Origin of the sequence: Murimonas intestini, assembly GCF_024622195.1 — a bacterium.
GTDB classification, from domain to species: Bacteria; Bacillota; Clostridia; order Lachnospirales; family Lachnospiraceae; genus Murimonas; species Murimonas intestini.
Genome location: NZ_JANKBI010000009.1, coordinates 87,515 through 111,831, shown reverse-complemented (window position 1 = coordinate 111,831; position 24,317 = coordinate 87,515). Strand labels below are relative to the sequence as shown.

Sequence of the window (24,317 nt, the reverse complement as noted above, 5' to 3'; positions counted from 1 at the left end):
CACTGCATCAGAAGAAAACAGAAGAATAAGTGTACACATTTTGCATTAAAATGATAAATAAACAAATAATCTGACAGTTTGGAAAAAATTTGGGGTTTACAGATTTAAAAAATAGGTGTATATTATCAGCAAACCAAAACAGAAAGGAATGGGCGTATGGAATATAGAGCGCAAAGTCCTGCTGCTCAGAGTCCGGGGCTGTACCGGCCGGAGTTTGAACATGACAATTGTGGAATTGGTGCCGTAGTTAATATAAAAGGTATCAAGACACACAGGACAGTAGAGAATGCATTAAAGATAGTTGAAAATTTAGAACATAGAGCTGGCAAAGATGCCGAAGGAAAAACAGGTGACGGTGTAGGAATCCTATTACAGATTTCTCACAAGTTCTTTTCGAAAACCTGCAGATCCCTCGGCATCTTTTTAGGTTCTGAGAGAGATTACGGTGTGGGGATGTTCTTTTTCCCGCAGGATGAATTAAAGCGTAATCAGGCTAAAAAGATGTTTGAGATCATTGTGGAAAAAGAGGGGATGGAATTTTTGGGATGGAGGATGGTCCCGACCATGCCTGAGGTGCTGGGGCAAAAGGCTGTGGAATGCATGCCGTGTATCATGCAGGCATTTATCAAAAGGCCGGCGCATCTGGAGCGGGGACTGGACTTTGACCGCAGACTCTATGTAGTCAGGAGGGTATTTGAACAGAGCACGGATAATACATACGTGGCATCACTCTCCAGCAGGACAATTGTCTATAAGGGCATGTTCCTGGTAGGACAGCTGAGAACGTTTTTCAAAGATCTTCAGAGCGGGGATTATGAATCAGCGATCGCCACGGTTCATTCCAGGTTCAGCACAAATACAAATCCCAGCTGGGAAAGGGCACATCCCAACAGGTTTATCGTGCATAACGGTGAGATAAATACGATCAGAGGAAATGCAGATAAGATGCTGGCCAGGGAAGAGACCATGTCATCTGAGCACTTTGCAGGGGAACTTCACAAAGTGCTTCCTGTAGTGAATACCCAGGGGTCTGACTCAGCAATGCTGGATAATGCTCTGGAATTCCTGGTAATGAGCGGGATGGAGCTGCCGCTGGCAGTTATGATCATGATACCCGAACCCTGGGCTAATAATCAGACTATCAGCCAGAATAAAAAAGATTTCTACCAGTATTATGCCACTATGATGGAACCGTGGGATGGTCCGGCATCCATTGTCTTTTCAGATGGTGATATTGTGGGAGCTGTTCTGGACAGAAATGGCCTGCGCCCCTCCAGATACTATATCACTGAGGATGGCGAGCTGATCTTGTCATCTGAAGTTGGCGTACTGGATATAAGTCCGGAAAAGATCGTGCAGAAGGAACGGCTGCATCCGGGAAAAATGCTGCTTGTAGATACAGCTGCAGGGAAAGTCATCGATGATGAGGAGCTTAAGGAAACATATGCCAGGAAACAGCCTTACGGGGAATGGCTGGATGAATATCTGGTGCAGCTAAAAGACCTGAAGATACCAAACCAGAGAGTCCAGGAATATTCCGGGCAGGAGCTTGCAAGGCTTCAGAAGGCATTTGGGTATACGTATGAGGAATACAGGACATCGATCCTGAACATGGCGCTGAATGGCGCGGAGAGTATAGGAGCCATGGGGGTGGATACCCCGCTTGCAGTTCTGTCAAAGGAACACCAGCCTTTATTCAATTACTTTAAACAGCTGTTTGCGCAGGTTACGAATCCCCCGATCGATGCCATCAGAGAAGAAGTGGTGACATCAACAACCGTGTACATTGGGGAGGACGGAAACCTGCTTGAAGAGGAGGCTGCAAACTGCCAGGTGCTCAAGGTAAATAATCCGATCCTGACAAACACTGACATGCTGAAAATAAAAAATATGAAGGTGGAAGGTTTTAAGGTCGCTGAGGTTCCTATCACCTACTACAAGAATACAAAACTGGAGAGAGCCATCGATCATCTTTTTGTGGGAGTTGACAGGGCTCACAGAGACGGGGCCAATATTCTGGTGCTGACAGACAGAGGGGTGGATGAGAACCACGTGCCGATTCCTTCACTGCTGGCAGTGTCAGCCGTTCACCAGCACCTTGTTAAGACTAAGAAGCGGACATCACTGGCCATAGTCCTGGAATCAGGTGAGCCAAGGGAAGTACATCACTTTGCTGCGCTGCTGGGATATGGGGCCTGCGCCGTGAATCCGTATCTGGCGCAGGAGACTATACGTGAGCTGATTGACAGCAGGATGCTGGATAAAGATTATTATGCGGCAGTCAATGATTATAACAGCGCTGTGATACACGGTATTGTAAAGATCGCCTCCAAAATGGGTATCTCTACTATACAGTCATATCAGGGATCACAGATTTTTGAAGCTGTGGGCATTGATGAAAGTGTCATTGAAAAATATTTTACAAATACGGTCAGCCGTGTAGGCGGCATCACATTGGAGGATATTGCAAGAGATGCTGACCAGCTGCACTCAGAGGCTTTTGATCCCCTTGGGCTGGAGACGGACCTGACTCTTGAAAGTGTGGGAAGGCATAAGCTCAGGAGTGCAGGTGAGAAGCACAGATATAATCCACAGACAATACATCTGCTGCAGCAGGCATCTCAGAGGGGAGATTACAGGCTGTTCAAGGAATATACCCATCTGGTGGATCAGGAGGACAGCGGGTATCTGAGAAGTCTGATGGATTTTAACTACCCGGAGAATGGTGTCCCCATTGAAGAAGTAGAGAGCGTGGATTCTATTGTGACCAGGTTCAAGACAGGAGCTATGTCATACGGATCCATTTCCCAGGAGGCTCATGAGACTCTGGCGATAGCCATGAACAGGCTGCACGGAAAGTCAAACAGCGGAGAGGGCGGAGAGAGCCTGGAGCGTCTTGTGCCCGGAAAAGATGGAGTCAACAGGTGCTCCGCGATCAAGCAGGTGGCAAGTGGCCGCTTCGGTGTCACATCCAGGTATCTGGTGAGTGCAAAGGAGATACAGATCAAGATGGCTCAGGGGGCAAAGCCCGGTGAGGGAGGCCATCTTCCGGGAGGAAAGGTCTATCCGTGGGTGGCCAAAACAAGACATTCCACACCAGGAGTCAGCCTCATATCACCGCCGCCCCATCATGATATCTATTCCATAGAGGATCTGGCCCAGCTCATATATGACCTGAAAAATGCTAACACAGACGCCAGGATCTCTGTAAAGCTGGTCTCAGAGGCAGGAGTGGGGACAGTTGCAGCAGGTGTGGCGAAAGCAGGCGCCCAGGTTATTCTCATCTCAGGCTACGACGGCGGGACAGGGGCAGCGCCCAGAAGTTCAATCCACAATGCGGGGCTTCCGTGGGAACTGGGGCTGGCAGAAACACATCAGACTTTGATAATGAATGGACTCAGAAATAAAGTCCGCATTGAAACAGACGGAAAATTAATGAGCGGGCGGGATGTAGCAATCGCTGCTTTGCTGGGAGCTGAGGAGTTCGGTTTTGCCACAGCTCCGCTGATTACCATGGGCTGTGTCATGATGCGTGTCTGCAATCTGGATACATGCCCGGTGGGAATTGCCACACAGAATCCGGAACTTCGAAAAAGGTTTAGAGGAAAGCCGGAATATGTCATGAACTTTATGTGTTTCATAGCCCAGGAGCTGAGGGAATATATGGCAAGACTGGGAGTCAGGACAGTAGACGAACTTGTAGGCAGGTCAGATCTCCTGAAGAGAAAGGAGCAGACAGTGACTCCCCATGCTGCAAGAGTGGATCTGACAAATGTACTTGAGAATCCATATGTAAAAGAGCCGGTGAAGGTTATTTATGATCCGGCCCAGGCATATGATTTCCAGCTTGAAAAGACAAAGGATGTCAAAGTGCTTTTAAAGAAACTAAAAGGCCCCCTTGCTTCAAAGCAAAAACGGAGCATTGAGGTGGATGTCACGAATACAGACAGGGCTTTCGGAACTATTTTCGGGTCTGAAATCACGAAGATGTATGGGGACACTCTGGAAGATGACATGTATACTGTGAAATGCAGAGGGGCTGGCGGCCAGAGCTTTGGAGCATTTATCCCTAATGGGCTGACACTGGAGCTTGTGGGTGACAGCAATGACTATTTCGGAAAAGGACTTTCAGGAGGAAAGCTGATCGTTTATCCTCCGGCCGGAATCCATTATAAAGAGGATGAGAATATTATTATAGGAAATGTGGCCCTGTATGGCGCCACCAGCGGAAAGGCTTATATCAACGGTGTGGCAGGCGAGCGCTTCTGCGTGCGCAATTCCGGCGCGTCAGCAGTAGTTGAAGGCGTAGGTGAGCACGGATGTGAATATATGACAGGCGGCCGTGCAGTCATCCTGGGAAGGACAGGGAAAAACTTTGCAGCCGGAATGAGCGGAGGTGTTGCCTATGTCCTGGATGAGGATAATGACCTTTATACAAAGGTAAATAAACAGATGGTGTCTATTGAGAAGCTCACGTCCAAGTACGATGTGGGAGAATTAAAGCAGATGATCATAGACCATACAGCATATACAAACTCGGCCAAGGGCAAAGAGATACTTGAGAATTTTGCAGAATACCTGCCTAAATTTAAAAAGATCATTCCAAATGATTACAATAAAATGATGATGAAAATCGTACAGATGGAAGAAAAGGGCCTGAGCAGCGAGCAGGCACAGATAGAAGCATTCTACGCTAATAAGAAAGGATAGGAGGGATAAGAAAATGGGAAAACCAACAGGATTTTTAGACTATGAGAGACAGACCAGCAGGGAGTTATCCCCCAGGGCCAGAATTAAGGACTTTAAAGAATTCCATGTCCCTCTGTCTAAAGAACAGCAGCAGCTCCAGGGTGCCAGATGTATGGCCTGCGGAGTGCCATTCTGCCAGTCTGGGCAGATGATAGGCTCAATGGTATCAGGCTGTCCTCTGAATAACCTGATACCAGAATGGAATGACCTTGTCTACCATGGAAACTGGGAGGCAGCGTATGCCAGGCTCTCAAAGACAAACTGTTTCCCGGAATTCACTGCCAGGGTATGCCCCGCACTCTGCGAGGCTGCCTGCACATGCAGTTTAAATGGCGAACCGGTATCTACAAAGGAAAATGAAAGAGCGATCATAGAGAATGCGTTCCTGGCAGGACTGGTGAAACCGCAGCCGCCAAAAGTGCGTACAGGAAAGCGTGTTGCCATAGCCGGCAGCGGCCCGGCAGGACTGGCAGCGGCATATTATCTGAACAGGCGGGGACACAGTGTGACTGTGTATGAGCGGAGCGACAGGCCGGGAGGCCTGCTGCGCTATGGCATTCCGAATATGAAGCTGGAAAAAGACGTGGTCGACAGACGTATCGAGCTCATGAAAGCTGAGGGAGTAGAATTTGTTCTAAACACGGATATAGGAGCTGATGTCAAGGCCGAGAAGCTGCTCCGTGACTACGACAGAGTACTGCTTGCCTGTGGCGCTTCTAATCCCAGGGACATCAAAGTACCAGGCAGAGAGTCAAAAGGAATATACTTTGCAGTGGATTTTTTGAGCTCTGTCACAAAGAGCCTTATGGATTCTGGTTTGGAAGACCAGAGGTATGTTCCTGTGAAAGGGAAAAAAGTCCTGGTGATCGGAGGAGGAGACACAGGTAATGACTGTGTGGGGACTTCTGTCCGGCTGGGGGCGGCATCCGTCCTTCAATTGGAAATGATGCCGAAGCTGCCTGATGAAAGGGCTGAGAATAATCCCTGGCCCCAGTGGCCCAGAGTGTGCAAGACTGACTACGGCCAGCAGGAGGCCGCCGCGGTATTTGGACATGATCCGAGAGTATACCAGACTACTGTGACAGAATTTATCGCAGACAAGAAGGGCAATGTATGCAAGGCCAGGCTTGTGAAGCTGGAATCTAAAAAGGATGAAAAAACAGGACGCATGGTCATGGCTCCCAGGGAAGGCACTGAGGAAGTGGTGGACGCAGACCTTGTTCTCATAGCGGCAGGATTTCTGGGAAGCCAGAAATACGTCACAGATGCCTTCCGTGTAGAGGTCAATGAACGGACAAATGTAAAGACAGAGCAGGATAAATACCAGACCTCAGTAAAAAATGTATTTACTGCCGGCGATATGCGCAGAGGCCAGTCCCTTGTAGTGTGGGCCATACGGGAAGGCCGGGAGGCAGCCAAAGCAGTAGACGAATCCCTTATGGGATATACAAATCTCTGACCTGTTATGATCTATTCGTTCAGCAGATATAAGGACAGATTCAGATAAAGCCGTACCTTTGGATCGTCCAGATCCATCTGTATCATTTCATTGATCCGGTCCAGACGGTAAAACAATGTGCTGCGGTGTATATAAAGATCTTGGGCAGTCTTGGTGGCATGGCGTTCATTACGCAGATATGCAGCAAGTGTCTTATACAGTTCAGTCTCATTTGCCTTGTCATAACGGCGCAGTTTAAAGAGTCCCTGGGCACAGACAAGGCCCGGGGGCATTTCCAGACAGCCATGGTCCAGGATGTAGGGCAGGACGTAGTCAGAAAAATGGTGGCACCATACAGTGCTGTTTTTAGATACGCCATATTCCAGGGCTATCTCTGCCTGACGGTAGAAGTAGGAGAGCTGGAAAAAATCACGGCAGATATTGCCCACACCGGCTTTAAATAATCCTTCGCGGATGATATAGGCAAGCTGTGTGAGGCATTTACCGCTGTCTATCCCGCCTTCTGTCAGGTTGACTACAGTCACAATATCAGATTTGTACTGGAAGGCGTAGCTGCCCGAAATATTCGCCTCAATAAAATTACATGTACTGATCAGCGCCATATTGTCAATGTGGCGCTGTTCTATTGAAATTTTGATGCACATGTATTTATCATCCATACTCCAGCCGCAGAATCCCAGCTCTCTTTCCACAGTTTCTATATCGGATATGCGGCGTTCCAGGACGTCTTCTATCAGATGTTCGATGGGGCGGGAAAAGTTGCCCGCTGTCAGGTTGCGGCGGCGGAGAGCTATTTTGACCATATCCACCAGGTGCTCAGCAGCCAGGAATTGTCCCGGCCTGAGGGGAGTGTGGAGCTCGTCAATACACAGACGTCCTTCATAGCGGCCCTGGTCACCCCAGATATTTACATACAGGATGCGGTATCCTCTGAGGTTTTCAGAAAACATGTGGGCGCCCTTTGTTTTGAGTGTCTCCAGGTATTCAGGGTCTACCTTGAAATCATTGATCAGATCCAGAGGGACCATGTCCATGCCCGTGCGGTCATCCCTCTCCCAGGATGTCATCCCCTTCGTGTGGGTGGGACATTCAATAATGTGGAAGTGGGCATCGTGGATGAACAGGGGATTCTGGAAGTATTCCACGCTGATCCGGCAGAGCTCTGCTATGCCAAGATCGTGGTTGAGGGCATACTGGAGCCGTTCATCCCACCGTCTGTTCTTGTCAAAAATATCCTGGATCCGTTCGAAAAGCACTTCGATGTCAATTGGACGGTGAAGTACGATAAAACTGGATTCTGTCTCCAGCCAGGCCGGAGGGAGGCTGCCGAGTATGATAAAAGGAATGCCTCCCCCAGGAGGTTCAGGAGGCAGTTTGGAGGCCTCAGCCAGATAGACGTAATCCTTATGCAGGCCCAGCTGCCCTGTATAGATGCGCGGGCCGATAAGACGGCATCCTGAACATGACGGACGGGATGTCCTGTCATAGAATAGAATATCGTTGCCTTCGATCCCCAGCTCATCGATGATGATGCCAAGATTGATACGGAAACCTTCACTGACAGAAGTAACAGGGCTTTTCATTGCAGACCTCCTCTGAATCAAATTTAAAACCGGCAAAAGACTGCAGTCAGCCTTTTGCCGGATATTTCTATATGCTTTATTTAATTAAAACATTTCTTTGCTGCATTTGTCAATCTCATCCTTGATGATGGGATCTACATGGGGGAAAATACTTCCTGTCAGGCCATATGTGAGGCAGGGGATGAATCCCGGCACATTCCTGTAATCAGTGCATGCGCGTCTCACCTCTGCGCGGATCTCTTCCTCTGTGGCATCGGCACGGTCAATGATCGCGGCATCCAGCCCGCCCATAAGACCCATTCTGCCTTCTACCAGCTTCCCGATCTTTGGAATATCATTCTGCGGAAGTACACCCTGCCAGATGTCAACACCGATCTCAGCCATATCTTCCACGATTGGTTCCAGATAAGAGTCAGCATGGTGGATAACTTTTACCCCGTGGTCATGCATCATACCATACATTTTTTTATAATGAGGCTTGAACATCTCACGCCATACGTCAGGGCTGAAGAAAAGGCTCTTCTTAGCACCCCAGTCGTCATGAGAAAGGATAAAATCAGGCTTCAGATTCTCTACAAGCATCTCGGCATAAGTATATCTGTATTCTGCCACAGCTTCAATCAGTTCCTTCATATCATCAGGCTCAGCGAGCAGGTTCATCAATGTATCTTCAAATCCCATGAGGAAATGGAGCTGTTCAAAAATTCCTGTTCCCATAAAGCCCATTACGAAATATTCATTTCTGTCAACGGCAGCTGCAGAAGCCAGGGCATCTGTCCAGTCTGTACAATTGGCACGAAGGTCAGGAACCTTTACATATTTGCGCCATTCTGTGACATCAGGACATACTTTGTCAGATACTGTCACGTGAGGCATAGCGGCGAACTGGTCCTCAGGGAATACGATCGTTGTTCCCCAGCGGTCCTTAGATGTAGTGCCCCGGACACGGTTGCCGCGGGTATAGCGGGCAAGCGGTTCATTCATAATTGGGACGAATGGATCGTATTCATTTACAAAACGGTCTGGATGGCCGTCTTTTTTCAGAGTTTCCAAGAGATTTTGTTTAGTGGTAAGCATAATATAAACCCTCCTTCAGTTACTATTCATGGCACAGCGGCCCATTAACAGTAATTCCTTCATACATTTGGTACGCACCATACAGCAGAGGTCAGGACGCCCTGGGGTGTCTGATATACTGCTGATTTACTTTACATATACCAATTATATGACTTTCACAGGAAAGGTTAAATACTCCATTGCGTTGAATGTTTTTCCGATACATTCCGACGTTTTGTAGGAGAGTGATGCGGGCGGTATTTATAAAGCTTTTACTCCTCAAGATGTTCCATGCCCTGGCTCAGAATGCTGCACACATGTTCATCCAGGAGGGAATAGAAGATGGTCTTGCCTTCCCGGCGGAACTTGACAAGCCTGTTCTGTTTCAGGATGCGCAGCTGGTGGGATATGGCGCTCTGGGTCATATTCAGCAGCTGCGCGATATCACAGACGCACATTTCGCTTTCCAGCAGTACATACAGTATCTTTATCCTGGTTGAGTCTCCGAATACCTTAAAGAGTTCAGCAAGGTCATACAGCAGCTCCTCGTCAGGCATACGTGTATTGACAGAGTTGACGATGTCAGGATGTGCATGTATATAATCGCATTTTGGTGCATTTTCTTCATGTTTCATTTTGTAGTCCTCCTTCTATCTAAGCGGCAGACCGCTTCATGCGCTTTAGCCCCATTACTGTGAGGAACATCAGCACAGGGAAAATAATTGCGAATAATAGTCCTATCTTAAGGGAGTCCCCGGCGGCATTGGAGACTGCCCCCACAAGGCCGGGACCCGCTGCGCAGCCGATATCGCCGCCCAGTGCCAGAAGCGCGAACATTGCAGTGCCGGCCTGGGGGCAGTACTCACAGGAAAGGCTGAATGACCCGGGCCACATGATCCCCACCGAGAGTCCGCAGAGGGCACAGCCTGCAAGAGAGAGCAGAGGCCATGGGGACAGCGTGGCAAGGAGATAGCTCAAGATGCATAAGACGGCGCTGCACATAATAAAATGTTTCAGATTTATCCTGGCCCCGAATTTTCCATAGAAGACTCTGGAGGCGCCCATCAGCACGGCAAATGCACATGGTCCCAGAAGATCACCCAGCAGCTTTGAAACGCCCAGGCCTCTTTCGGCGAACAGGGATGCCCACTGCGACATGGCCTGCTCTGAAGCGCCGGAACAGATCATCAGAAGCAGGAAGATCCAGAACAGTTTCATGGAAAACAGCTTCCGCAGAGGCATTGGAGCCTCTTCCATATGTGAGGTGTTCAGGGGGACTTTCGCAAAAAAGAAAGTGTTGAACAAAGGAAGCAGCGCCCATACAGCTGTCAGGATATACCAGTTGGAGACGCCGGCAGTAACAAAAAACAGGGTGGACAGTATGACTACGCCTACATGTCCCCAGCAGTAGAAGGAATGCAGCAGGCTCATTGCAGAAGCTTTCTCATCACCTGGGAGGGACTCCACGATCGGACTGATTACGACTTCGATCATGCCCCCGCCCAGTGCATTGATAAAGACTGCGGTGAGAAGTCCAATAAAAGGATCAGCAAAGAGGAAGGGGAACACACCCATTCCTATCAGTCCTGCTGTGCAGCAGATATGTGCGGCCACAGTACAGATTCTGTACCCGATCTTGTCCACAAATTTTGCAGCCAGGATGTCTACGATCATCTGAATGCCAAAGTTAAAGGATATAAGCAGGCCGATCTTCTCCAGGGAGACAGAGAACTGGTCCTGAAAGGTGACAAACAGCAGCGGTGCCAGATTATTGACGATGGCCTGGGTGATATAACCCAGGTAGCAGGCATATCTGGTGTGGTTGTAATGCAGCTTCATTTGAGAGAACCTCCGTAGTCATAGATAATTTGATATGAGAGTGCAGCGTTGCCATTCCCGGATGGATATGATAAAATAATAATATTGTAACTATTCAGCAGGTCTGTGCATTTACATAATATTTTACAAGCGGGCTCCATCCGACTCACTTGCGTTCATTATATCATCGAATGTAAAGAAAGGAAATATAAAAATGAGGATAGCAGATATGCATTGTGACACCATGGGAAGGATCCACCTGGATGGCCAGTGCCTGAAAGAGAATAAGTATCATGTGGATCTGCAGAAGATGATAAAGGCTGATTACCTTGTCCAGAATTTTGCCATGTTTATTGACAGCAGAAGTGTGGAAAGTCCTTTTAAGGCTGCGGTTGAAATGATAGATACTTATGAAAGGGAGATTGAAAAGAACAGAGCATATATCAGAAAGGCTCTTTCCTTCAGGGATATCGTTGATAATCAGGCGGATGGAAAAATGAGCGCCGTCCTTACTCTTGAGGAGGGGGCAGTCTTAGAAGGGAAGCTCTCCTATCTGCGGACCTTTTATCGCATGGGTGTCAGGATGATGACTCTTACCTGGAATTATGAAAATGAGATAGGTGTCTGCAACCTGATAAAGGACGGGGAGGGGAGGCCCCTGTTCAGGGAGAGGAATCCAAAAGGCCTTACCACGTTCGGGACAGAAGCCGTATGTGAGATGGAACGTCTGGGGATGATAGTGGATGTTTCACATCTGTCGGACGGAGGATTCTGGGATGTGGCAAAGCATACGAAGAAGCCTTTTGTGGCCAGCCATTCGAATGCTGCTGCAGTCTGTGACGTGTGCAGGAATCTGACTGACGATATGATACGCTGCCTGGGAGATAGGGGCGGAGTCATGGGCCTGAATTTCTGCGGGGCTTTCCTGACGCAGCCTGATTCGTGGGAGAAGGACCCGGACAGTACAGTGGAGGCTATTGTGCGCCATGCCCGCCATATCGTCAATACAGGCGGAATTGATGTATGTGCTCTTGGAACTGATTTTGACGGTATTCCTGATAATCTGGAGATAAGCGATGCCGGGAAGATGGGCATGCTGGTCATGGCTCTGGAGAAGGACGGCTTTACAGCGGAGGAAATTGAGAAGATATGCTATAAAAATGTTATGAGGGTATACAGGGAAGTCCTGCATGAGCAGGGAACAGAGGAGTAGAAAATACAAAAGGAGGATGACAAATGGATTTTGAGCAGGATTATATAATGAGAATGATCAAACAGATGATAAGAGCGCTTGCAGTTGTGATCTTTGGCAAGAAATTCCAGGAAGATGAGATAGAGGAAGCCTGGACCACAGAGGGCGGCATGAATGAAAAAGAGCTTATGAAGATGGCAGATGCAGGAAGGATCAACGAAGCCGAGAATATCCTTCTGGAATCTCTTGATACATCCAGAAAAAGTGATCTGAGGGCTGCGCTGATATTTTATGACCATATCAATGATTTCAGCGATGATTTCCTGGAAGAGCACAATTATTCCAGAGAAGAGATCAAGGACGGAATCAAAAGCGTAGTTGAAGATTTCGGGATGATGGATGCAGTCGGTGCCATGCTTGAATAAACCATTAATGAGACAGGATGGTAATCAGAAGATGCAGACTGGCAGTCACAGAAAAAGCAGTACAGAGAATAATGATTCCCGCAAGAGAAACGGAAATGGAAAACAGACGTCCAGCCGGGGATTCTTGTGGGAGAGCACTGTATTTGCAGCAGTTTTTTCTATTATTATATGTATTTATGTGTATGTGCAGACAGGCAGGCTGGATGTGAAGACAGCAGCCATTAGTTTTGCAGGTATGTTTCTGGCATGTACCATACTTTTTGGAGGGGTCAGGCGCTCTGTTGAAAAAAGGCTGGCATCCCTGGAAGATGAGGAAAATGAATTCTGCGCAGGGGAAGGTGCAGACGAGGCTAAAGAGACAGATGTTTCGGAAGACAAAGAACATCCTTTCTGAGTTTCTATGGTCTAAAGCCATGAACTCAGAAAGGATGTTTTGCCAAACTGCGGACCATTATTTTTTCAGACGGATTACATTCCAGGATGCTTTAGAGAGCATACTTGTCAGCCTGCCGCCGTCCAGAGTACTTCTCTTAACTGTCCTGGGAGCGACCAGTTCCTGTCCTGCGCTGTTGCAGAGCTTCATATCATTGCTTTCCAGCACAATGTGCTCTGTAAGCTGATAGCCTTCCATACTTCTCAGATCCGTGATCAGTTCCATATCTTCCTTTGTGTTTCGGTTTACGGCAAAAATAGTCAGCTCATCCGCTTCCTGATTCCATACTGACACACTGGAAAGATCGGTTACGTTCTCATGAGTCTTAGTGTCATGAACGGGTGTGTCAACAAGAGGCTGAAGCACAACGCCGCGCCCGTAACGGGAAGCATGCATGAACGGATAGAAGATAGTCTGTTTCCATGCAGGTCCTCCGTTTTTATCTGTCATAATGGGAGCAATAACATTTACAAGCTGTGCCATACATGCCATTTTTACACGGTCAGCATGTTTCATCAGTGTGATCAGCATCAAACCTACTAAAATGCTGTCTTCAAAAGTATATACATCCTCCAGAAGCGGCGGAGCTGCCTGCCATGGATGATTTGTCATTATATCATCGTCTGCCTCATTGGAATGGAACCATACATTCCACTCATCGAAGCTTAAGTTGATATTCTTTTTGCCCCGTTTTTTCGCTTTTACATAATCACAGGTTGCGATAACGGAACGTATAAACTGATCCATATCATCTGACAGGGCGAAGAAGTCTTCTGTATCGTTATTTTTATTTCCGTAGTACTGATGTAGGGATACGTAGTCTATATGGTCGTATGCATAGTTCAGTGTGGTTGCCTCCCACTCAGGGAAGGTAGGCATTTCCAGGTTGGAGCTCCCGCAGGATACCAGCTCGATGGACGGGTCGATAAGCTTCATTGCTTTGGCAGTCTCTTCTGCCAGGCGGCCGTATTCATCCATGGTCTTATGACCCAGCTGCCATGGTCCGTCCATTTCATTTCCCAGGCACCATACCTTTATGTTGTGGGGATCCTTCACTCCATGTCTGATACGCATGTCGCTGTATTTGGTGCCGCCGGGATGGTTGCAGTATTCCAGGATATTGCACGCATCCGCAATGCCTCTTGTTCCCAGATTAAGTGCCATCATCATCTCGGAGCCGGCCTTTTGTGTCCATTTGGCAAATTCATTCAGGCCGATCTTATTCTCCTCCAGACTTCTCCATGCAAGCTCCAGACGCTTCGGCCTGTCTTCAACAGGACCTACGCTGTCTTCCCACATAAAGTTGGAAACAAAGTTTCCGCCGGGATATCTTACGATGGGGACGTCTAATTCTTTCACCATTTCCAGCACATCTTTGCGGAATCCGTCCTCATCGGAAAGGGGACTGTCCGGCTGGTAGATTCCGTCATATACTGCTCTTCCAAGGTGTTCAATGAAAGAACCATAAATACGTTTGTCTGCTTCTGAAATTTTAAAAGCCTTATCAATTATCATTCTGGATTGTTTCATTATTATTTTCCTCCCGGATTTCTTTAGCCTTTTACGCCTCCCGCAGTCATACCTTCAATGAAGTAACGCTGGAAGCATATAAATAAAATAAGTATTGGTATGATCGCAAAGCAGGAACCTGCAATCAGTATATCATAGTTGTTGCCGTAAGGAGAGATCAGGCTCTGTAAACCAACCGGCAAAGTGATCTTGTCAATATCATTGGTAACGATCATGGGCCACAGGAAGTTATTCCAGCTCTGCATGCCCTGATAAATACCCATTGCTGCAAAGGACGGCTTCATTAAGGGCAGCATGATTTTTATGAAAATACCATATTCACTGCATCCGTCAACGCGGGCAGCATCCAGGAAATCCCTTGGAATTCCGGAGAGATACTGGCGGAAGAAAAAGATCAGCATGGGAACTACCAGGTAAGGCAGGATAATTCCCCACATTGTGTTCATGAGTTTCATATTTACGATCAGACGGTACAGGGGAAGAAGAATAACTTCTGCCGGCACCATCATGACCAGCAGTACACATACGAATGCGATGTTTTTTCCTTTGAAGTCATACATAGCAAAGCCATATCCCACACATGCGCTTAAGAACAGCGCCAGTCCCACCTGCACGATAGTAACGACAAGACTGTTTTTGTACCAGGTAAAATATGGGTTTGCTCCGCTGAAAAGCATGCGGTATTCATTCAGGTTCGCAGTCGTCCAGTCAACAGAAAAATTAAGCCCGTAACGCATCAGGTCGGAGCCGGGGCGCAGGGAGGATACTGCAAGCAGTGCCAGCGGAAGGAGTGTGACCATGGTGATCACAAGGAAAAAGAGTACCAGACATACGGAAATAATCCTTGATTTTTTAATCACTATTTATCCCCTCCTTTTCCCATTGTTCCGTTGAGCCTAAGCTGAATAAAGTTGATTCCAAGAACTATGAGCAGGAAAATAACGCCGATGGCGCTGGCGATTCCAAAATTGTTCTGCTCCAGTCCAAGTCTGTAAAGAAAGCCCACCAGTGTGGTTCCAATATTGTTCGGTGATTTGTTTCCATTGAACAGAATGTATGATTCCGAGAACATTGCCATACCGCCGAAAATGGAGATGGTCAGTACATAGATTGTTGTGGGCTTCAAAAGCGGTATCGTTATGTAACGAAGCTGCTGCAGGGAGGTTGCACCGTCGATGGATGCAGATTCGTATAAATCACCGGGAATCTGCTGAAGTCCGGATAGATAGTACATCATATTGACCCCGGTCCAGCGCCACAGGCACAGAAGGAACATTGCTGTCCACGCAGTCACCGGCTTTCTCAGCCAGACGACAGGTTCTTTTCCAAACACGCTCAGCACCTGGTTCATAAAGGAATTATCCAGCTCTCCAAACATCAGCCGGAAGACAACACCTGCCACAACGATGGAAGTCAGTGCAGGAATAAACAATATGCTTCGGAAGGTGGTTTTCGCACGCATATGTTTGCTGTTCAGCATTGCAGCAAGTACCATAGGAATAGGGATCATCAGTATGCAGCTGCCTATTGTATAAAAGATACTGTTTTTCAGACTTTTTATAAAAACAGCGTTTTTTAAAATATTATAATTTTCAAATCCCACAAAGGTTGTATTCGGTCCCGCTACTTTCTGGAAACTCATAATGATCATGCTGACTATGGAGTAAGCAAAAAATACCAGAAATGTGATGATGAACGGGGAGATAAATACATATGGGGCGGCTTTCCGTGAATATATAAATTTTTTAAATACGCTCTTTTTCTTCATAAGCGCCTCCTTTTTAAAATAAGAGTGCCGTGAAGTCACGGCACTCCCATTCATTACTTTTCAACGCAGTGCTTAGTAAATAATAGAGTCCTGTTCGCTCTGCAGTAATTCCATTGCGTCCTGATCTGCTGAAATTTCAAATGCATTTGCATAAGTTGTGGATACTAAGCTGCCATATACTGCTGAATAAGCGCCTGCAATGTTTGGTGCAATAATATCTGTTCCATTTGCTTTCAGAACGTCAAACGGGTTTGTAGTGAAATAGCTCAGGAATTTATTATCCTTATTTTCTGTGATGGCCGGGTCATCCCATAATTCAGTACGAATGGGGTCAAATCCCAGAACGTCCCATTCATAAGTACAGCCTTCTTTGGAAAGCTTTGCAAATGCGAGGAAGTCTTTCGCAAGCTGTTCATGTTCTGTTCCTTTGATTACAGATGTGCCGGTACCGCCCTGAAGAACTGCACGAACATCGCCTTCGTTCCATACAGGAATGGGATAGATGGCAATTTTGCCCTTCAGATCTGAACAGTAGTCTGTAAATCTTCCCATGTACCACAGAGGCATTGTGAGAGATGCCACGCCGCCGCTGTTTAAGTGGCCGTACCACTCTTCTTTATGAACACCGCCGCCGGGAGCGATTTCACAAACGCCTTCATCTAAAAGACCTCTGATGAAATTGATAACATCTGCATGTTCCTGAGTGGCGAGATTCGGATTTCCTTCTTCATCCACATACTGACCGCCTTTTTCAAGGAGCATTGCCTGTGGAAGGAAGAGGTCATTTGTCTCTACTGCAAACATTGGTTTGCCTGTAGCTTCCAGTACTTTTCTTCCTGCTTCTGCGTAGTCATCCCATGTCACGATTTCTGCCGGATCTACGCCGGCTTCATTCATAATGTCCATATTGTAGTAAGTAACTGTTTCACCAAGATGGAAGTCTACTCCATAGTAATTGCCTTCTGTGTCGCCGTACATGCTGACACGGGAGAAAACAATGTCATCTTTATAAGGTTCTACTGCTTCGTTGATGGGGAGCAGATATCCGTCTTTCAAGAATGAGCCGTAATATCCGATCTCTACGTCTGCCAGATCCGGAGCACCGCTGCCGGACTGACATGCAATTAAAAGTTTACTGTGCATAGGCTGAGATTCTCCTGATGTAACAGTAAGGTTAATTGCTCTGTCCGGATTCTGTTCATTCCAGACATCCGCCATTGTTGTCCAGAAACCTACGTGCAGCTCCTGAAAAGTCCAGAAATTCAAATCAGTAGCTCCGTCAACAAATGTGTTTTTTCCCTGTGTGGATGCATCTTCTGCGGCACTTACGTTCAGCGCCGTTCCCAATACTATTACAGATGCAAGTGTTCCAGCAAGCAACTTTTTCATCATGTTCAATTCCTCCTTTGATTTTGATACTGCGGTAACTGTTTGCAGTGTTTCACGATGTTTTGTATCTCTAGATTAACGTTAATCTTATAATTTGTCAATACTAATTTTAAAGTTTTTCGTTATTTTGTTGGAAATTTACAATAGTGCATTCTTGTTTTTGTGCATTGTGTTATCTCTTGCTTTTTAATGCTTCCTCAGGTAAAATATAAATACAATAGATGAATAGATACATAAAATGTAACTGTGAAGGTATTGAACAGTTACCAAAAATATTACAAAAAATAATACAAGGAGATGGACACATGGAGTCTAAGAACAAACGTGTCACATTGAAGGATATCGCTGATGTGTGCGGATATTCCGTAAACACTATATCCCGGGCGCTTCGAAACGATACGCGGCTTCCGGCTGATACTATTTCCAGAATACAGACTGCTGCCACAGAACTTGGCTATATCCGCAATGTCGCAGCCTCCTCTCTTCGCTGCGGACAAACTAACCTGATCGTGGCCATTATCGATGATATTCAGAACCCGTACTATTCTGAGATGCTGGCGCAGATTGCACGGAAGCTCCAAGCGTTTAATTATCATCTTTTTATTTTGTGCGCGCAGTTTCAGGGGATGCACGATGCAGATGCACTTTCCCTTGTCATTTCCTATAATGTCAGCGGTATTTTTCTCTTTCCGAGAGCAGAGAGCCATTATATGATCCAAACCATTAACCAGAATCAAATTCCCCTGGTTTTCATCGGCCGTGAGCTTCCTAACCGGACAAACGATGTTGTTCGGTGCAATGATTATCAGGGCGGATATCTGGCGGGCAAGTCTCTCATCAGGCAGGGGCACCGCAAGTTCGCCTTTCTGTCAGGTCCGTGGAACAGTGCTTCCCAGGTGCTTCGTTACAATGGCTTTATGCAGGCTCTGGCTGAATCCAGTATAAGCGCCGATAGCGTCAGAGAAGTATCGTACAAAGATTTTCAGGATGCTATCGTCTCCCAATCACTGAAAAAACTTCTGATTCCGGTGGACTACACTGCCATCTGCGCATTCAGTGACCTGGTTGCCTATTCCGCAATGAATACACTTCAGGAAGAAGGATACCGTATCCCGGAAGATGTTTCTATCGTAGGCTTCGACCATCTGCGCCAAAGCCTTCCTCATCTTCTTCCGCTGTCCAGTATTTCCTATACTGCAAACGAACCAATCGCTGATGAAGCCGTAGATCTTATGATCAGCCGGATAAAGGATCCGGCACAGGATATCCGGTCAAAGATCCTTTCTGTCAAGCTTTATGACGAAGGAACAATTGGGGCAGTGCCTAAAGAAACAAATTTTAATAGAATTTAATGCAAGAAAAAACAGCGGAAAGGTCACCGGTAAGGTGTCATTTCCGCTGTTTGAATCCATATATTACCTACAGATCAGAATAATCACTCTTTTCAAAAGGTATCTCAAAGGTCTTCATTACTTCTGAGAGATTTTCCATGTTCCTGGGACCGTACAGAGGCAGGCACGGGAACTCCTGCTGTGTGAAAAAGCCGAGGACCGCCTGGGAGACTGTTATGCCATATTTCTCAGTGAGTTCTTTGATCCTGGCGGCTGTCCTTATATTCCCCTCTGTATAGTAGGGGCTGTCTTTTACGCTGTCCTCCCCTTTTTCCAGGAAGTGGTGGAAGAATCCCCCGCAGATACCCATATAGGGGATCAGGAGGTTTCGGGAATTATTTTTATGATATTCCTGCATTTCACTGTCTGCATAGCAGAGCGTGTCGTCAGCCAGAGGATTCATATATTTGTATCCGATATTAAGAAGCGCCTCATTACCCACAAAGCTTCTGTATCCCATGCGGCGGCAGTATTCATCAGCTTCCTTCATGCGTGAGGAAGTCCAGTTAGAACAGCCGTAATAGCGGATCTTTCCTTCCTTCACAAAAGATTGAAGTGTCTCAATTAATTCAGAGACAGGTATGGATTTATCATCTCTGTGATAAAAGTAGATATCAATGTAATCTGTGCGGAGGGCCTTCAGAGAAGCCTCCACATCATAAACCATATCCTGGCGTGACAGCCTGTTTAAATGAAGGTCCGGGACAGGGATATTCATATCAGGATGGCCTCCCTTGGTAAACAGGATAACATGGTTTCTCTTTTTAGAACGGGAAAACCAGTCGCCCAGCACGCGTTCACTGCGGCCAATCTCAGGCTTCACCCAGTCTGAATAGACTCGTGCTGTATCAATGACGTTTCCTCCGAAAGAGAGGAAGGCATCAAACAGCCTGTCGGCATCTGCGCCGTCCCACTTAAGCCCCGCCTGTGCAGCGCCCAGCCCCAGAGGGAACATGGGGCCAAGGTCTGTGTCTGGAATAATAATCTGTTGTCTCATCATAAAGCTCCTCTCTTAAATACCATGGTTATCTCACCTTGCGTCCGCAGTTCGGACAGTAGACAGTATCTTTTGTCAGCGGAAGATGACAGCCAGGACAGAAGGCCGGGCCGCAGTCACCGATCTCGTCCAGCGGAATACCTGTGTCACTGCCTGAAAAACCTGCGCCTCCCATCAGCAGAGTATCACCTGTATCCTGGCCGCTGCCCGGGGCGTCAGGTCCGGGTACCGGCACGGATGGGGGAACAGGCGGCTTGGCGGCGGGAGTGTTGTCTTTGGCTGCCGGGTTATCTGAAGCAGAGGCGCCAGGCCTGATGTCAGGAGCTGCAGCAAAATCACGTGCAAATTCAGCAGAAAAATCGGCCTCCTGTTTTGGAGCTGCCTGTCCGTAAAAGTTCTGGACGGGAGCCGTATAAGAGGCGGCCGTTCCCGGCCTCTGCCAGCCATACTGTCCCGGATCATCATAAGGGGCAGCGGAGGCAGGATTTTGAGGTGCGCGTCCATACATATCTTTGCCGGAATAGCGGGGATCCTGCTGGGGGACATGGCTGCCGCAGATCATATCCAGCTTGCGGTTAAGCTCCTCTAACAGTTCATTTGTGCGCTGCTGTTCTTTCAGGCGGTGATTGATCTTGAAGTACCAGCAGTTGATCAGCCGGAACAGGAAAAACAGAAGTACAAACACGGCAATTCCAACTACGATATAAAGTGCCAGAGTTGCCGGCTCAGGGATCTTGAATCCATAAAAATACATTATTATCATTCCTCTCTTAATATTATTTGAAGTATTCCCATGTTCTGCCATATAAATACAGCTTTCAGCCAAGAATCAGCCTCTGCTTTTACACAGAAACGAAAAAATGCCCTTTTACAGTGGCTGTGAATAATAACTTTCTTCATGGCTGTTAAGCATCTTCACAGTTATTTTTATTCTATCACCGGACCAGAAAAATAACAATAAATTTCTTGACAAGTTTGGACATGAGTTGTATTATGTAGGCAGATGGAGCGAAACGGTTCGCTCTGCGCGGCCCGGTCAGGATGGAGGTGGTAAATTGGCTGCTACAATACGTGACATTAAGAAGATGACGGGGCTGTCTCTGGCTACGGTATCTAAATATTTAAACGGCGGGAATGTACTGCCGGAGAACAGGCTGGCTATAGAGCATGCCATTGAAGTCCTCCACTATGAAGTAAACGAGGTAGCCAGAGGACTGGCAACAAATAAGACGAAGACCGTGGGAGTGCTGATAGAGCGGTTTGACAATATTTTCGCAGGGACAGTGATCTCGGAAATAGAGGATATCCTCAGGGCACATGATTATGGGACGATAGTATGTGACTGCAGGGGAGATGAAAAGCTGGAGGAAGAGTCCATAAAGTTCCTTCTGGGAAAAAGAGTGGACGGGATACTTACGATACCAACTTCCAGGTCATCTAAATATCTTCAGGCAGCATCAGACAGAGAGGTTCCTGTGGTGCTGGTGGACAGGGCCTTTGAGGACAGGGACTGGGACAGTGTGCTGGTGGATAATACAGCAGCCTCTTATGAGGCCGTAAAGAGCCTGATACAGCGCGGACACAGGAAAATAGCCATAATATGCGGGGAAGATAAGTTCTATACTGCTAGGATGAGGCTCCAGGGGTATTTTAAGGCTATGGAAGAGGCAGACCTGCCGATCTATCCCAGATATATAAAGAGGGGCAGACTGGAGGTGGAGCACGGCTACCATTCCATAACAGAGCTTCTGAAAATGGAGGATTCCCCCACGGCGGTATTTCTTTCCAACTATGAGATCACACTTGGGGCGGTAATAGCGCTGAATGAGAAAGGTGTGAGATTTCCTGATGATATCTCGATCATTGGGTTTGACAATATGATGCTGTCACAGGTGGTGAAGCCAAATCTCTGGATGGTGGTGCAGCCCATGCAGGAGATCGCCAGGCATGCGGCACAGATGCTGCTGGATCGAATGGCTGGCCGGGTGCCGGAGACGACAGAGAAGATAACACTAAAAACAAGCCTGCTGCCGGGTGATTCGGTTGCCGACTTAAGTATAAAACCCTGAGGCAGGTCCGCGGGGAAACCTACAAATCAAAGAGAGAACGAAACGGTTCGTTCACAGAAAGAGAGGTCAATATGTCTTTTGTAACGAGTAAACAGATGCTGCTTGACGCACAGGCAGGAGGATATGCTGTAGGAGCCTTTAACGCAGAAAATATGGAAATGGTGCAGGCAATCATAGCGGCGGCAGAAGAGGTCAAGGCTCCTGTCATGATCCAGACAACACCTTCCACAGTAAAATATGCCAGCCTTGCCCTTTATCTGGCAAATGTGAAGGCTGAGGCAGAGAAAGCAAGCGTGCCGGTATGTATCCATCTGGACCACGGCAGCAGTTTTGAACTGGCTATGCAGGCGCTGAGGACAGGATACACTTCAATCATGATCGACGGTTCACACAGTGTCTTTGAAGAAAATATTGCACTTACGAAAAGAGTTGTGGACGCCTGTGCGCCTTCCGGCGTGCCGGTGGAGGCGGAGCTTGGCAAGGTGGGCGGCAAAGAGGATGACCTGGACGGAGGCGCAGGCGGTTATACTGTACCTGAGGAAGCGAAGGAGTTCGCTGAAAAGACAGGCGTTGATTCACTGGCAGTGGCTATTGGCACAGCGCACGGTGTCTACAGCGGAGTGCCTAAGCTGGATCTGGACAGGCTGACAGAGATAAGAAAGCTTGTTGATATCCCTCTCGTGCTCCATGGGGCTTCCGGGCTTTCTGATGATGCTGTGAGAGAAAGCATCAGGAGAGGAATCTGCAAGGTGAATTTTGCTACAGAGCTGAGGATCGCATATTCTGACGGGGTCAAAAAGGTGCTTTCTGAAAATCCTGAAGTATTTGATCCTAAGAAATACGGGGCAGTGGGACGTGAGAATGTAAAACAGCTGGTCATGAACAGAATGAAGGTCTGCGGCTGTGACGGCAGGGCCTGATAAAGGCGGAACAGGTGGTACATAGATGGAACAGTTGTTATTAGGGATCGATATTGGGACTTCAGCCTGCAAGGTGGCTCTCTTTAACAGGAGGGGCGAGGTGCTCTCCCAGTCAAACAAGGGGTATCCCCTCTACTATCCCCAGCCCGGGTGGGTGGAGCAGGACCCTGATGAGTGGTGGGAAGCAATCTGTGCAGGAATCAGAGAAGTTCTGGATAATTCCGGCGTAAGACCGGAGGATATAGCAGGAATAGGGATAGACGGCCAGAGCTGGTCCGCCATTCCGGTGGACAGGGACGGGAACTGTCTGGCAAAGACGCCCATATGGATGGATACAAGGGCAAGGGATATCTGTGAACGTGTGAAAGAGGAAGTGGGTTTTGACAGGATATTTGCAGTGGCGGGAAATGATTTTCTTCCATCTTATTCCACGCCTAAGATGCTCTGGTTTAAGGAAGAGCGTCCTGAAATCTTTGAAAAGACATACAAATTCCTCCAGAGCAACAGTTATATCGTCTATAAACTCACAGGAGTGATGTCCCAGGATATGTCCCAGGGATACGGGATCCATTTCTTTTGTAACAAGACATGTACATATGATGCAGAACTGGCAGAGGAGCTGGGCCTCTCAGCTGACCTTGTACCTGACATTCTGCCATGTCATGCAGTGGCAGGGACTGTCACGGAGGAAGCGGCGCAGGCAACAGGGCTGGCCCCAGGCACAAGAGTGGTGGCAGGCGGTCTGGATGCGGCCTGCGGGACGCTTGGCGCAGGTGTTATCAAGAAAGGCCAGACACAGGAACAGGGAGGACAGGCGGGAGGCATGAGCATCTGCCTGGAGGAAGCTCTGGCACATCCAAAGCTGATACTCAGCCCCCATGTAGTGCCTGACAAGTGGCTGCTTCAGGGAGGAACAGTGGGCGGAGGAGGAGTCCTGCGCTGGATGAAGCTGGAGTTCGGAGAGGGAGTTTCCTTTGATGAACTGACTTCCCTGGCAGAGAAGATACCGGCGGGAAGTGACGGCGTTATATTTCTTCCCTACATGTCGGGAGAGCGTTCGCCAATCTGGGATCCTGATGCAAAAGGAGTATTCTATGGCTTGAGCTTTGACAAGACAAAGGGGCATTTTATAAGGGCAGCGCTGGAAGGCGTGGCATATGCCCTGGAGCATAATCTGAGGACGGCTGCCGAGGCAGGCGTGGAGGCGGATGAGCTCATTGCCATGGGAGGAGCTTCCAACAGCATCCTCTGGACTCAGATCAAAGCCGATGTGACAGGCAGGAAGATCAAGGTCCCCACATCAGACACGGCTACTACCCTGGGGGCATGTATCCTGGCGGGAGTGGGAGTAGGCGTGTATGACAGCTTTGAGCAGGCAGCAGAGGAGACTATCGTGATCACCAGGGAGCAGCAGCCGGATGAAAATGCACATGAGCAGTATAAGAAATCAATGGAGCTGTATCTGGAGCTGTATGATGACCTGAAGGATACCTTCAGGAGGTTCAGATAAGAATCAAAAAAGAGGTAAGAAGGAGAGA

General features: G+C 47.8%; 19 protein-coding genes. 9 read left to right on the top strand and 10 right to left on the bottom strand.

Annotated elements, in window-relative coordinates; genetic code table 11:
* Nucleotides 1–156 precede the first annotated feature (156 nt).
* Nucleotides 157–4,710, top strand: coding sequence for a glutamate synthase large subunit (gltB, locus tag NSB28_RS14000; RefSeq protein WP_109747378.1), 4,554 nt, complete (start codon nt 157–159; stop codon nt 4,708–4,710).
* 13 nt (nt 4,711–4,723) lie between these two features.
* Nucleotides 4,724–6,208, top strand: coding sequence for a glutamate synthase subunit beta (locus tag NSB28_RS13995; RefSeq protein WP_109747379.1), 1,485 nt, complete (start codon nt 4,724–4,726; stop codon nt 6,206–6,208).
* 11 nt (nt 6,209–6,219) lie between these two features.
* On the opposite strand, the gene NSB28_RS13990 is transcribed toward NSB28_RS13995, so the two are convergent.
* The 4 genes from NSB28_RS13990 to NSB28_RS13975 all read right to left on the bottom strand — a co-directional run bounded on the left by NSB28_RS13990 (nt 6,220) and on the right by NSB28_RS13975 (nt 10,686).
* Nucleotides 6,220–7,791 carry a PucR family transcriptional regulator gene (locus tag NSB28_RS13990; protein ID WP_109747380.1) on the bottom strand — a complete coding sequence of 524 codons (1,572 nt, stop codon included), beginning with the start codon at nt 7,789–7,791 and terminating at the stop codon, nt 6,220–6,222.
* A gap of 84 nt (nt 7,792–7,875) precedes the next feature.
* A complete protein-coding gene (locus NSB28_RS13985; protein WP_109747381.1) occupies nt 7,876–8,868 on the bottom strand; it encodes a uroporphyrinogen decarboxylase family protein in 993 nt (330 codons plus the stop codon).
* A 251-nt stretch (nt 8,869–9,119) separates the two neighbouring features.
* On the bottom strand, nt 9,120–9,482 hold the full coding sequence (locus NSB28_RS13980) for an ArsR/SmtB family transcription factor (protein ID WP_109747382.1): 363 nt from the start codon (nt 9,480–9,482) through the stop codon (nt 9,120–9,122).
* A gap of 19 nt (nt 9,483–9,501) precedes the next feature.
* Nucleotides 9,502–10,686 carry an MFS transporter gene (locus tag NSB28_RS13975; RefSeq protein WP_109747383.1) on the bottom strand — a complete coding sequence of 395 codons (1,185 nt, stop codon included), beginning with the start codon at nt 10,684–10,686 and terminating at the stop codon, nt 9,502–9,504.
* A 193-nt stretch (nt 10,687–10,879) separates the two neighbouring features.
* On the opposite strand from NSB28_RS13975, the gene NSB28_RS13970 reads away from it, so the two are divergent.
* The 3 genes from NSB28_RS13970 to NSB28_RS13960 are packed head-to-tail and all read left to right on the top strand — an operon-like array spanning nt 10,880 to nt 12,676.
* Nucleotides 10,880–11,878, top strand: a complete 999-nt coding sequence (locus NSB28_RS13970; RefSeq protein ID WP_109747384.1) for a dipeptidase — start codon at nt 10,880–10,882, stop codon at nt 11,876–11,878.
* A gap of 23 nt (nt 11,879–11,901) precedes the next feature.
* Nucleotides 11,902–12,282, top strand: coding sequence for a DUF6483 family protein (locus tag NSB28_RS13965; protein WP_109747385.1), 381 nt, complete (start codon nt 11,902–11,904; stop codon nt 12,280–12,282).
* Nucleotides 12,283–12,313: 31 nt separating this feature from the next.
* Complete coding sequence (locus tag NSB28_RS13960; protein WP_109747386.1) at nt 12,314–12,676, top strand: hypothetical protein; 363 nt, start codon at nt 12,314–12,316, stop codon at nt 12,674–12,676.
* Nucleotides 12,677–12,733: 57 nt separating this feature from the next.
* Here NSB28_RS13960 and arfA read toward each other — a convergent pair whose 3' ends face one another.
* The 4 genes from arfA to NSB28_RS13940 all read right to left on the bottom strand — a co-directional run bounded on the left by arfA (nt 12,734) and on the right by NSB28_RS13940 (nt 17,405).
* The gene (gene arfA / locus NSB28_RS13955) at nt 12,734–14,245 is read right to left on the bottom strand and encodes an arabinosylfuranosidase ArfA (protein WP_257497828.1); all 1,512 of its coding nucleotides are present in this window, start codon (nt 14,243–14,245) and stop codon (nt 12,734–12,736) included.
* A gap of 23 nt (nt 14,246–14,268) precedes the next feature.
* Nucleotides 14,269–15,105, bottom strand: coding sequence for a carbohydrate ABC transporter permease (locus NSB28_RS13950; RefSeq protein ID WP_276509155.1), 837 nt, complete (start codon nt 15,103–15,105; stop codon nt 14,269–14,271).
* The gene (locus NSB28_RS13945) at nt 15,105–16,013 is read right to left on the bottom strand and encodes a carbohydrate ABC transporter permease (protein WP_109747389.1); all 909 of its coding nucleotides are present in this window, start codon (nt 16,011–16,013) and stop codon (nt 15,105–15,107) included. The genes NSB28_RS13950 and NSB28_RS13945 overlap by 1 nt, the downstream gene beginning before the upstream one ends.
* Nucleotides 16,014–16,085: 72 nt before the next feature.
* Nucleotides 16,086–17,405 carry an ABC transporter substrate-binding protein gene (locus NSB28_RS13940; protein WP_109747390.1) on the bottom strand — a complete coding sequence of 440 codons (1,320 nt, stop codon included), beginning with the start codon at nt 17,403–17,405 and terminating at the stop codon, nt 16,086–16,088.
* 302 nt (nt 17,406–17,707) lie between these two features.
* Between NSB28_RS13940 and NSB28_RS13935 the strand changes: the two genes are divergently transcribed.
* Nucleotides 17,708–18,754, top strand: coding sequence for a LacI family DNA-binding transcriptional regulator (locus tag NSB28_RS13935; protein ID WP_257497829.1), 1,047 nt, complete (start codon nt 17,708–17,710; stop codon nt 18,752–18,754).
* 67 nt (nt 18,755–18,821) lie between these two features.
* Here the strand turns inward: NSB28_RS13935 and NSB28_RS13930 are convergent, their stop codons facing one another.
* Both NSB28_RS13930 and NSB28_RS13925 read right to left on the bottom strand, forming a co-directional pair.
* The gene (locus tag NSB28_RS13930; protein WP_257497830.1) at nt 18,822–19,793 is read right to left on the bottom strand and encodes an aldo/keto reductase; all 972 of its coding nucleotides are present in this window, start codon (nt 19,791–19,793) and stop codon (nt 18,822–18,824) included.
* A gap of 25 nt (nt 19,794–19,818) precedes the next feature.
* On the bottom strand, nt 19,819–20,544 hold the full coding sequence (locus NSB28_RS13925) for a hypothetical protein (RefSeq protein ID WP_257497831.1): 726 nt from the start codon (nt 20,542–20,544) through the stop codon (nt 19,819–19,821).
* A gap of 301 nt (nt 20,545–20,845) precedes the next feature.
* Between NSB28_RS13925 and NSB28_RS13920 the strand changes: the two genes are divergently transcribed.
* The 3 genes from NSB28_RS13920 to xylB all read left to right on the top strand — a co-directional run bounded on the left by NSB28_RS13920 (nt 20,846) and on the right by xylB (nt 24,289).
* Nucleotides 20,846–21,859 (top strand): LacI family DNA-binding transcriptional regulator, encoded by a 1,014-nt coding sequence (locus tag NSB28_RS13920; RefSeq protein ID WP_109747394.1) that lies wholly within the window; start codon nt 20,846–20,848, stop codon nt 21,857–21,859.
* 71 nt (nt 21,860–21,930) lie between these two features.
* Nucleotides 21,931–22,779 (top strand): class II fructose-1,6-bisphosphate aldolase, encoded by an 849-nt coding sequence (gene fba, locus NSB28_RS13915; RefSeq protein WP_109747395.1) that lies wholly within the window; start codon nt 21,931–21,933, stop codon nt 22,777–22,779.
* 25 nt (nt 22,780–22,804) lie between these two features.
* On the top strand, nt 22,805–24,289 hold the full coding sequence (xylB, locus tag NSB28_RS13910) for a xylulokinase (protein ID WP_109747396.1): 1,485 nt from the start codon (nt 22,805–22,807) through the stop codon (nt 24,287–24,289).
* The last annotated feature ends 28 nt before the right edge of the window (nt 24,290–24,317 follow it).

Coding starts and splice junctions, on each gene's coding strand:
- gltB (WP_109747378.1), top strand. CDS start 157: ATGGAATATAGAGCGCAAAGTCCTGCTGCTCAGAGTCCGGGGCTGTAC.
- NSB28_RS13995 (WP_109747379.1), top strand. CDS start 4,724: ATGGGAAAACCAACAGGATTTTTAGACTATGAGAGACAGACCAGCAGG.
- NSB28_RS13990 (WP_109747380.1), bottom strand. CDS start 7,791: ATGAAAAGCCCTGTTACTTCTGTCAGTGAAGGTTTCCGTATCAATCTT.
- NSB28_RS13985 (WP_109747381.1), bottom strand. CDS start 8,868: ATGCTTACCACTAAACAAAATCTCTTGGAAACTCTGAAAAAAGACGGC.
- NSB28_RS13980 (WP_109747382.1), bottom strand. CDS start 9,482: ATGAAACATGAAGAAAATGCACCAAAATGCGATTATATACATGCACAT.
- NSB28_RS13975 (WP_109747383.1), bottom strand. CDS start 10,686: ATGAAGCTGCATTACAACCACACCAGATATGCCTGCTACCTGGGTTAT.
- NSB28_RS13970 (WP_109747384.1), top strand. CDS start 10,880: ATGAGGATAGCAGATATGCATTGTGACACCATGGGAAGGATCCACCTG.
- NSB28_RS13965 (WP_109747385.1), top strand. CDS start 11,902: ATGGATTTTGAGCAGGATTATATAATGAGAATGATCAAACAGATGATA.
- NSB28_RS13960 (WP_109747386.1), top strand. CDS start 12,314: ATGCAGACTGGCAGTCACAGAAAAAGCAGTACAGAGAATAATGATTCC.
- arfA (WP_257497828.1), bottom strand. CDS start 14,245: ATGAAACAATCCAGAATGATAATTGATAAGGCTTTTAAAATTTCAGAA.
- NSB28_RS13945 (WP_109747389.1), bottom strand. CDS start 16,013: ATGAAGAAAAAGAGCGTATTTAAAAAATTTATATATTCACGGAAAGCC.
- NSB28_RS13940 (WP_109747390.1), bottom strand. CDS start 17,405: ATGATGAAAAAGTTGCTTGCTGGAACACTTGCATCTGTAATAGTATTG.
- NSB28_RS13935 (WP_257497829.1), top strand. CDS start 17,708: ATGGAGTCTAAGAACAAACGTGTCACATTGAAGGATATCGCTGATGTG.
- NSB28_RS13930 (WP_257497830.1), bottom strand. CDS start 19,793: ATGATGAGACAACAGATTATTATTCCAGACACAGACCTTGGCCCCATG.
- NSB28_RS13925 (WP_257497831.1), bottom strand. CDS start 20,544: ATGTATTTTTATGGATTCAAGATCCCTGAGCCGGCAACTCTGGCACTT.
- fba (WP_109747395.1), top strand. CDS start 21,931: ATGTCTTTTGTAACGAGTAAACAGATGCTGCTTGACGCACAGGCAGGA.
- xylB (WP_109747396.1), top strand. CDS start 22,805: ATGGAACAGTTGTTATTAGGGATCGATATTGGGACTTCAGCCTGCAAG.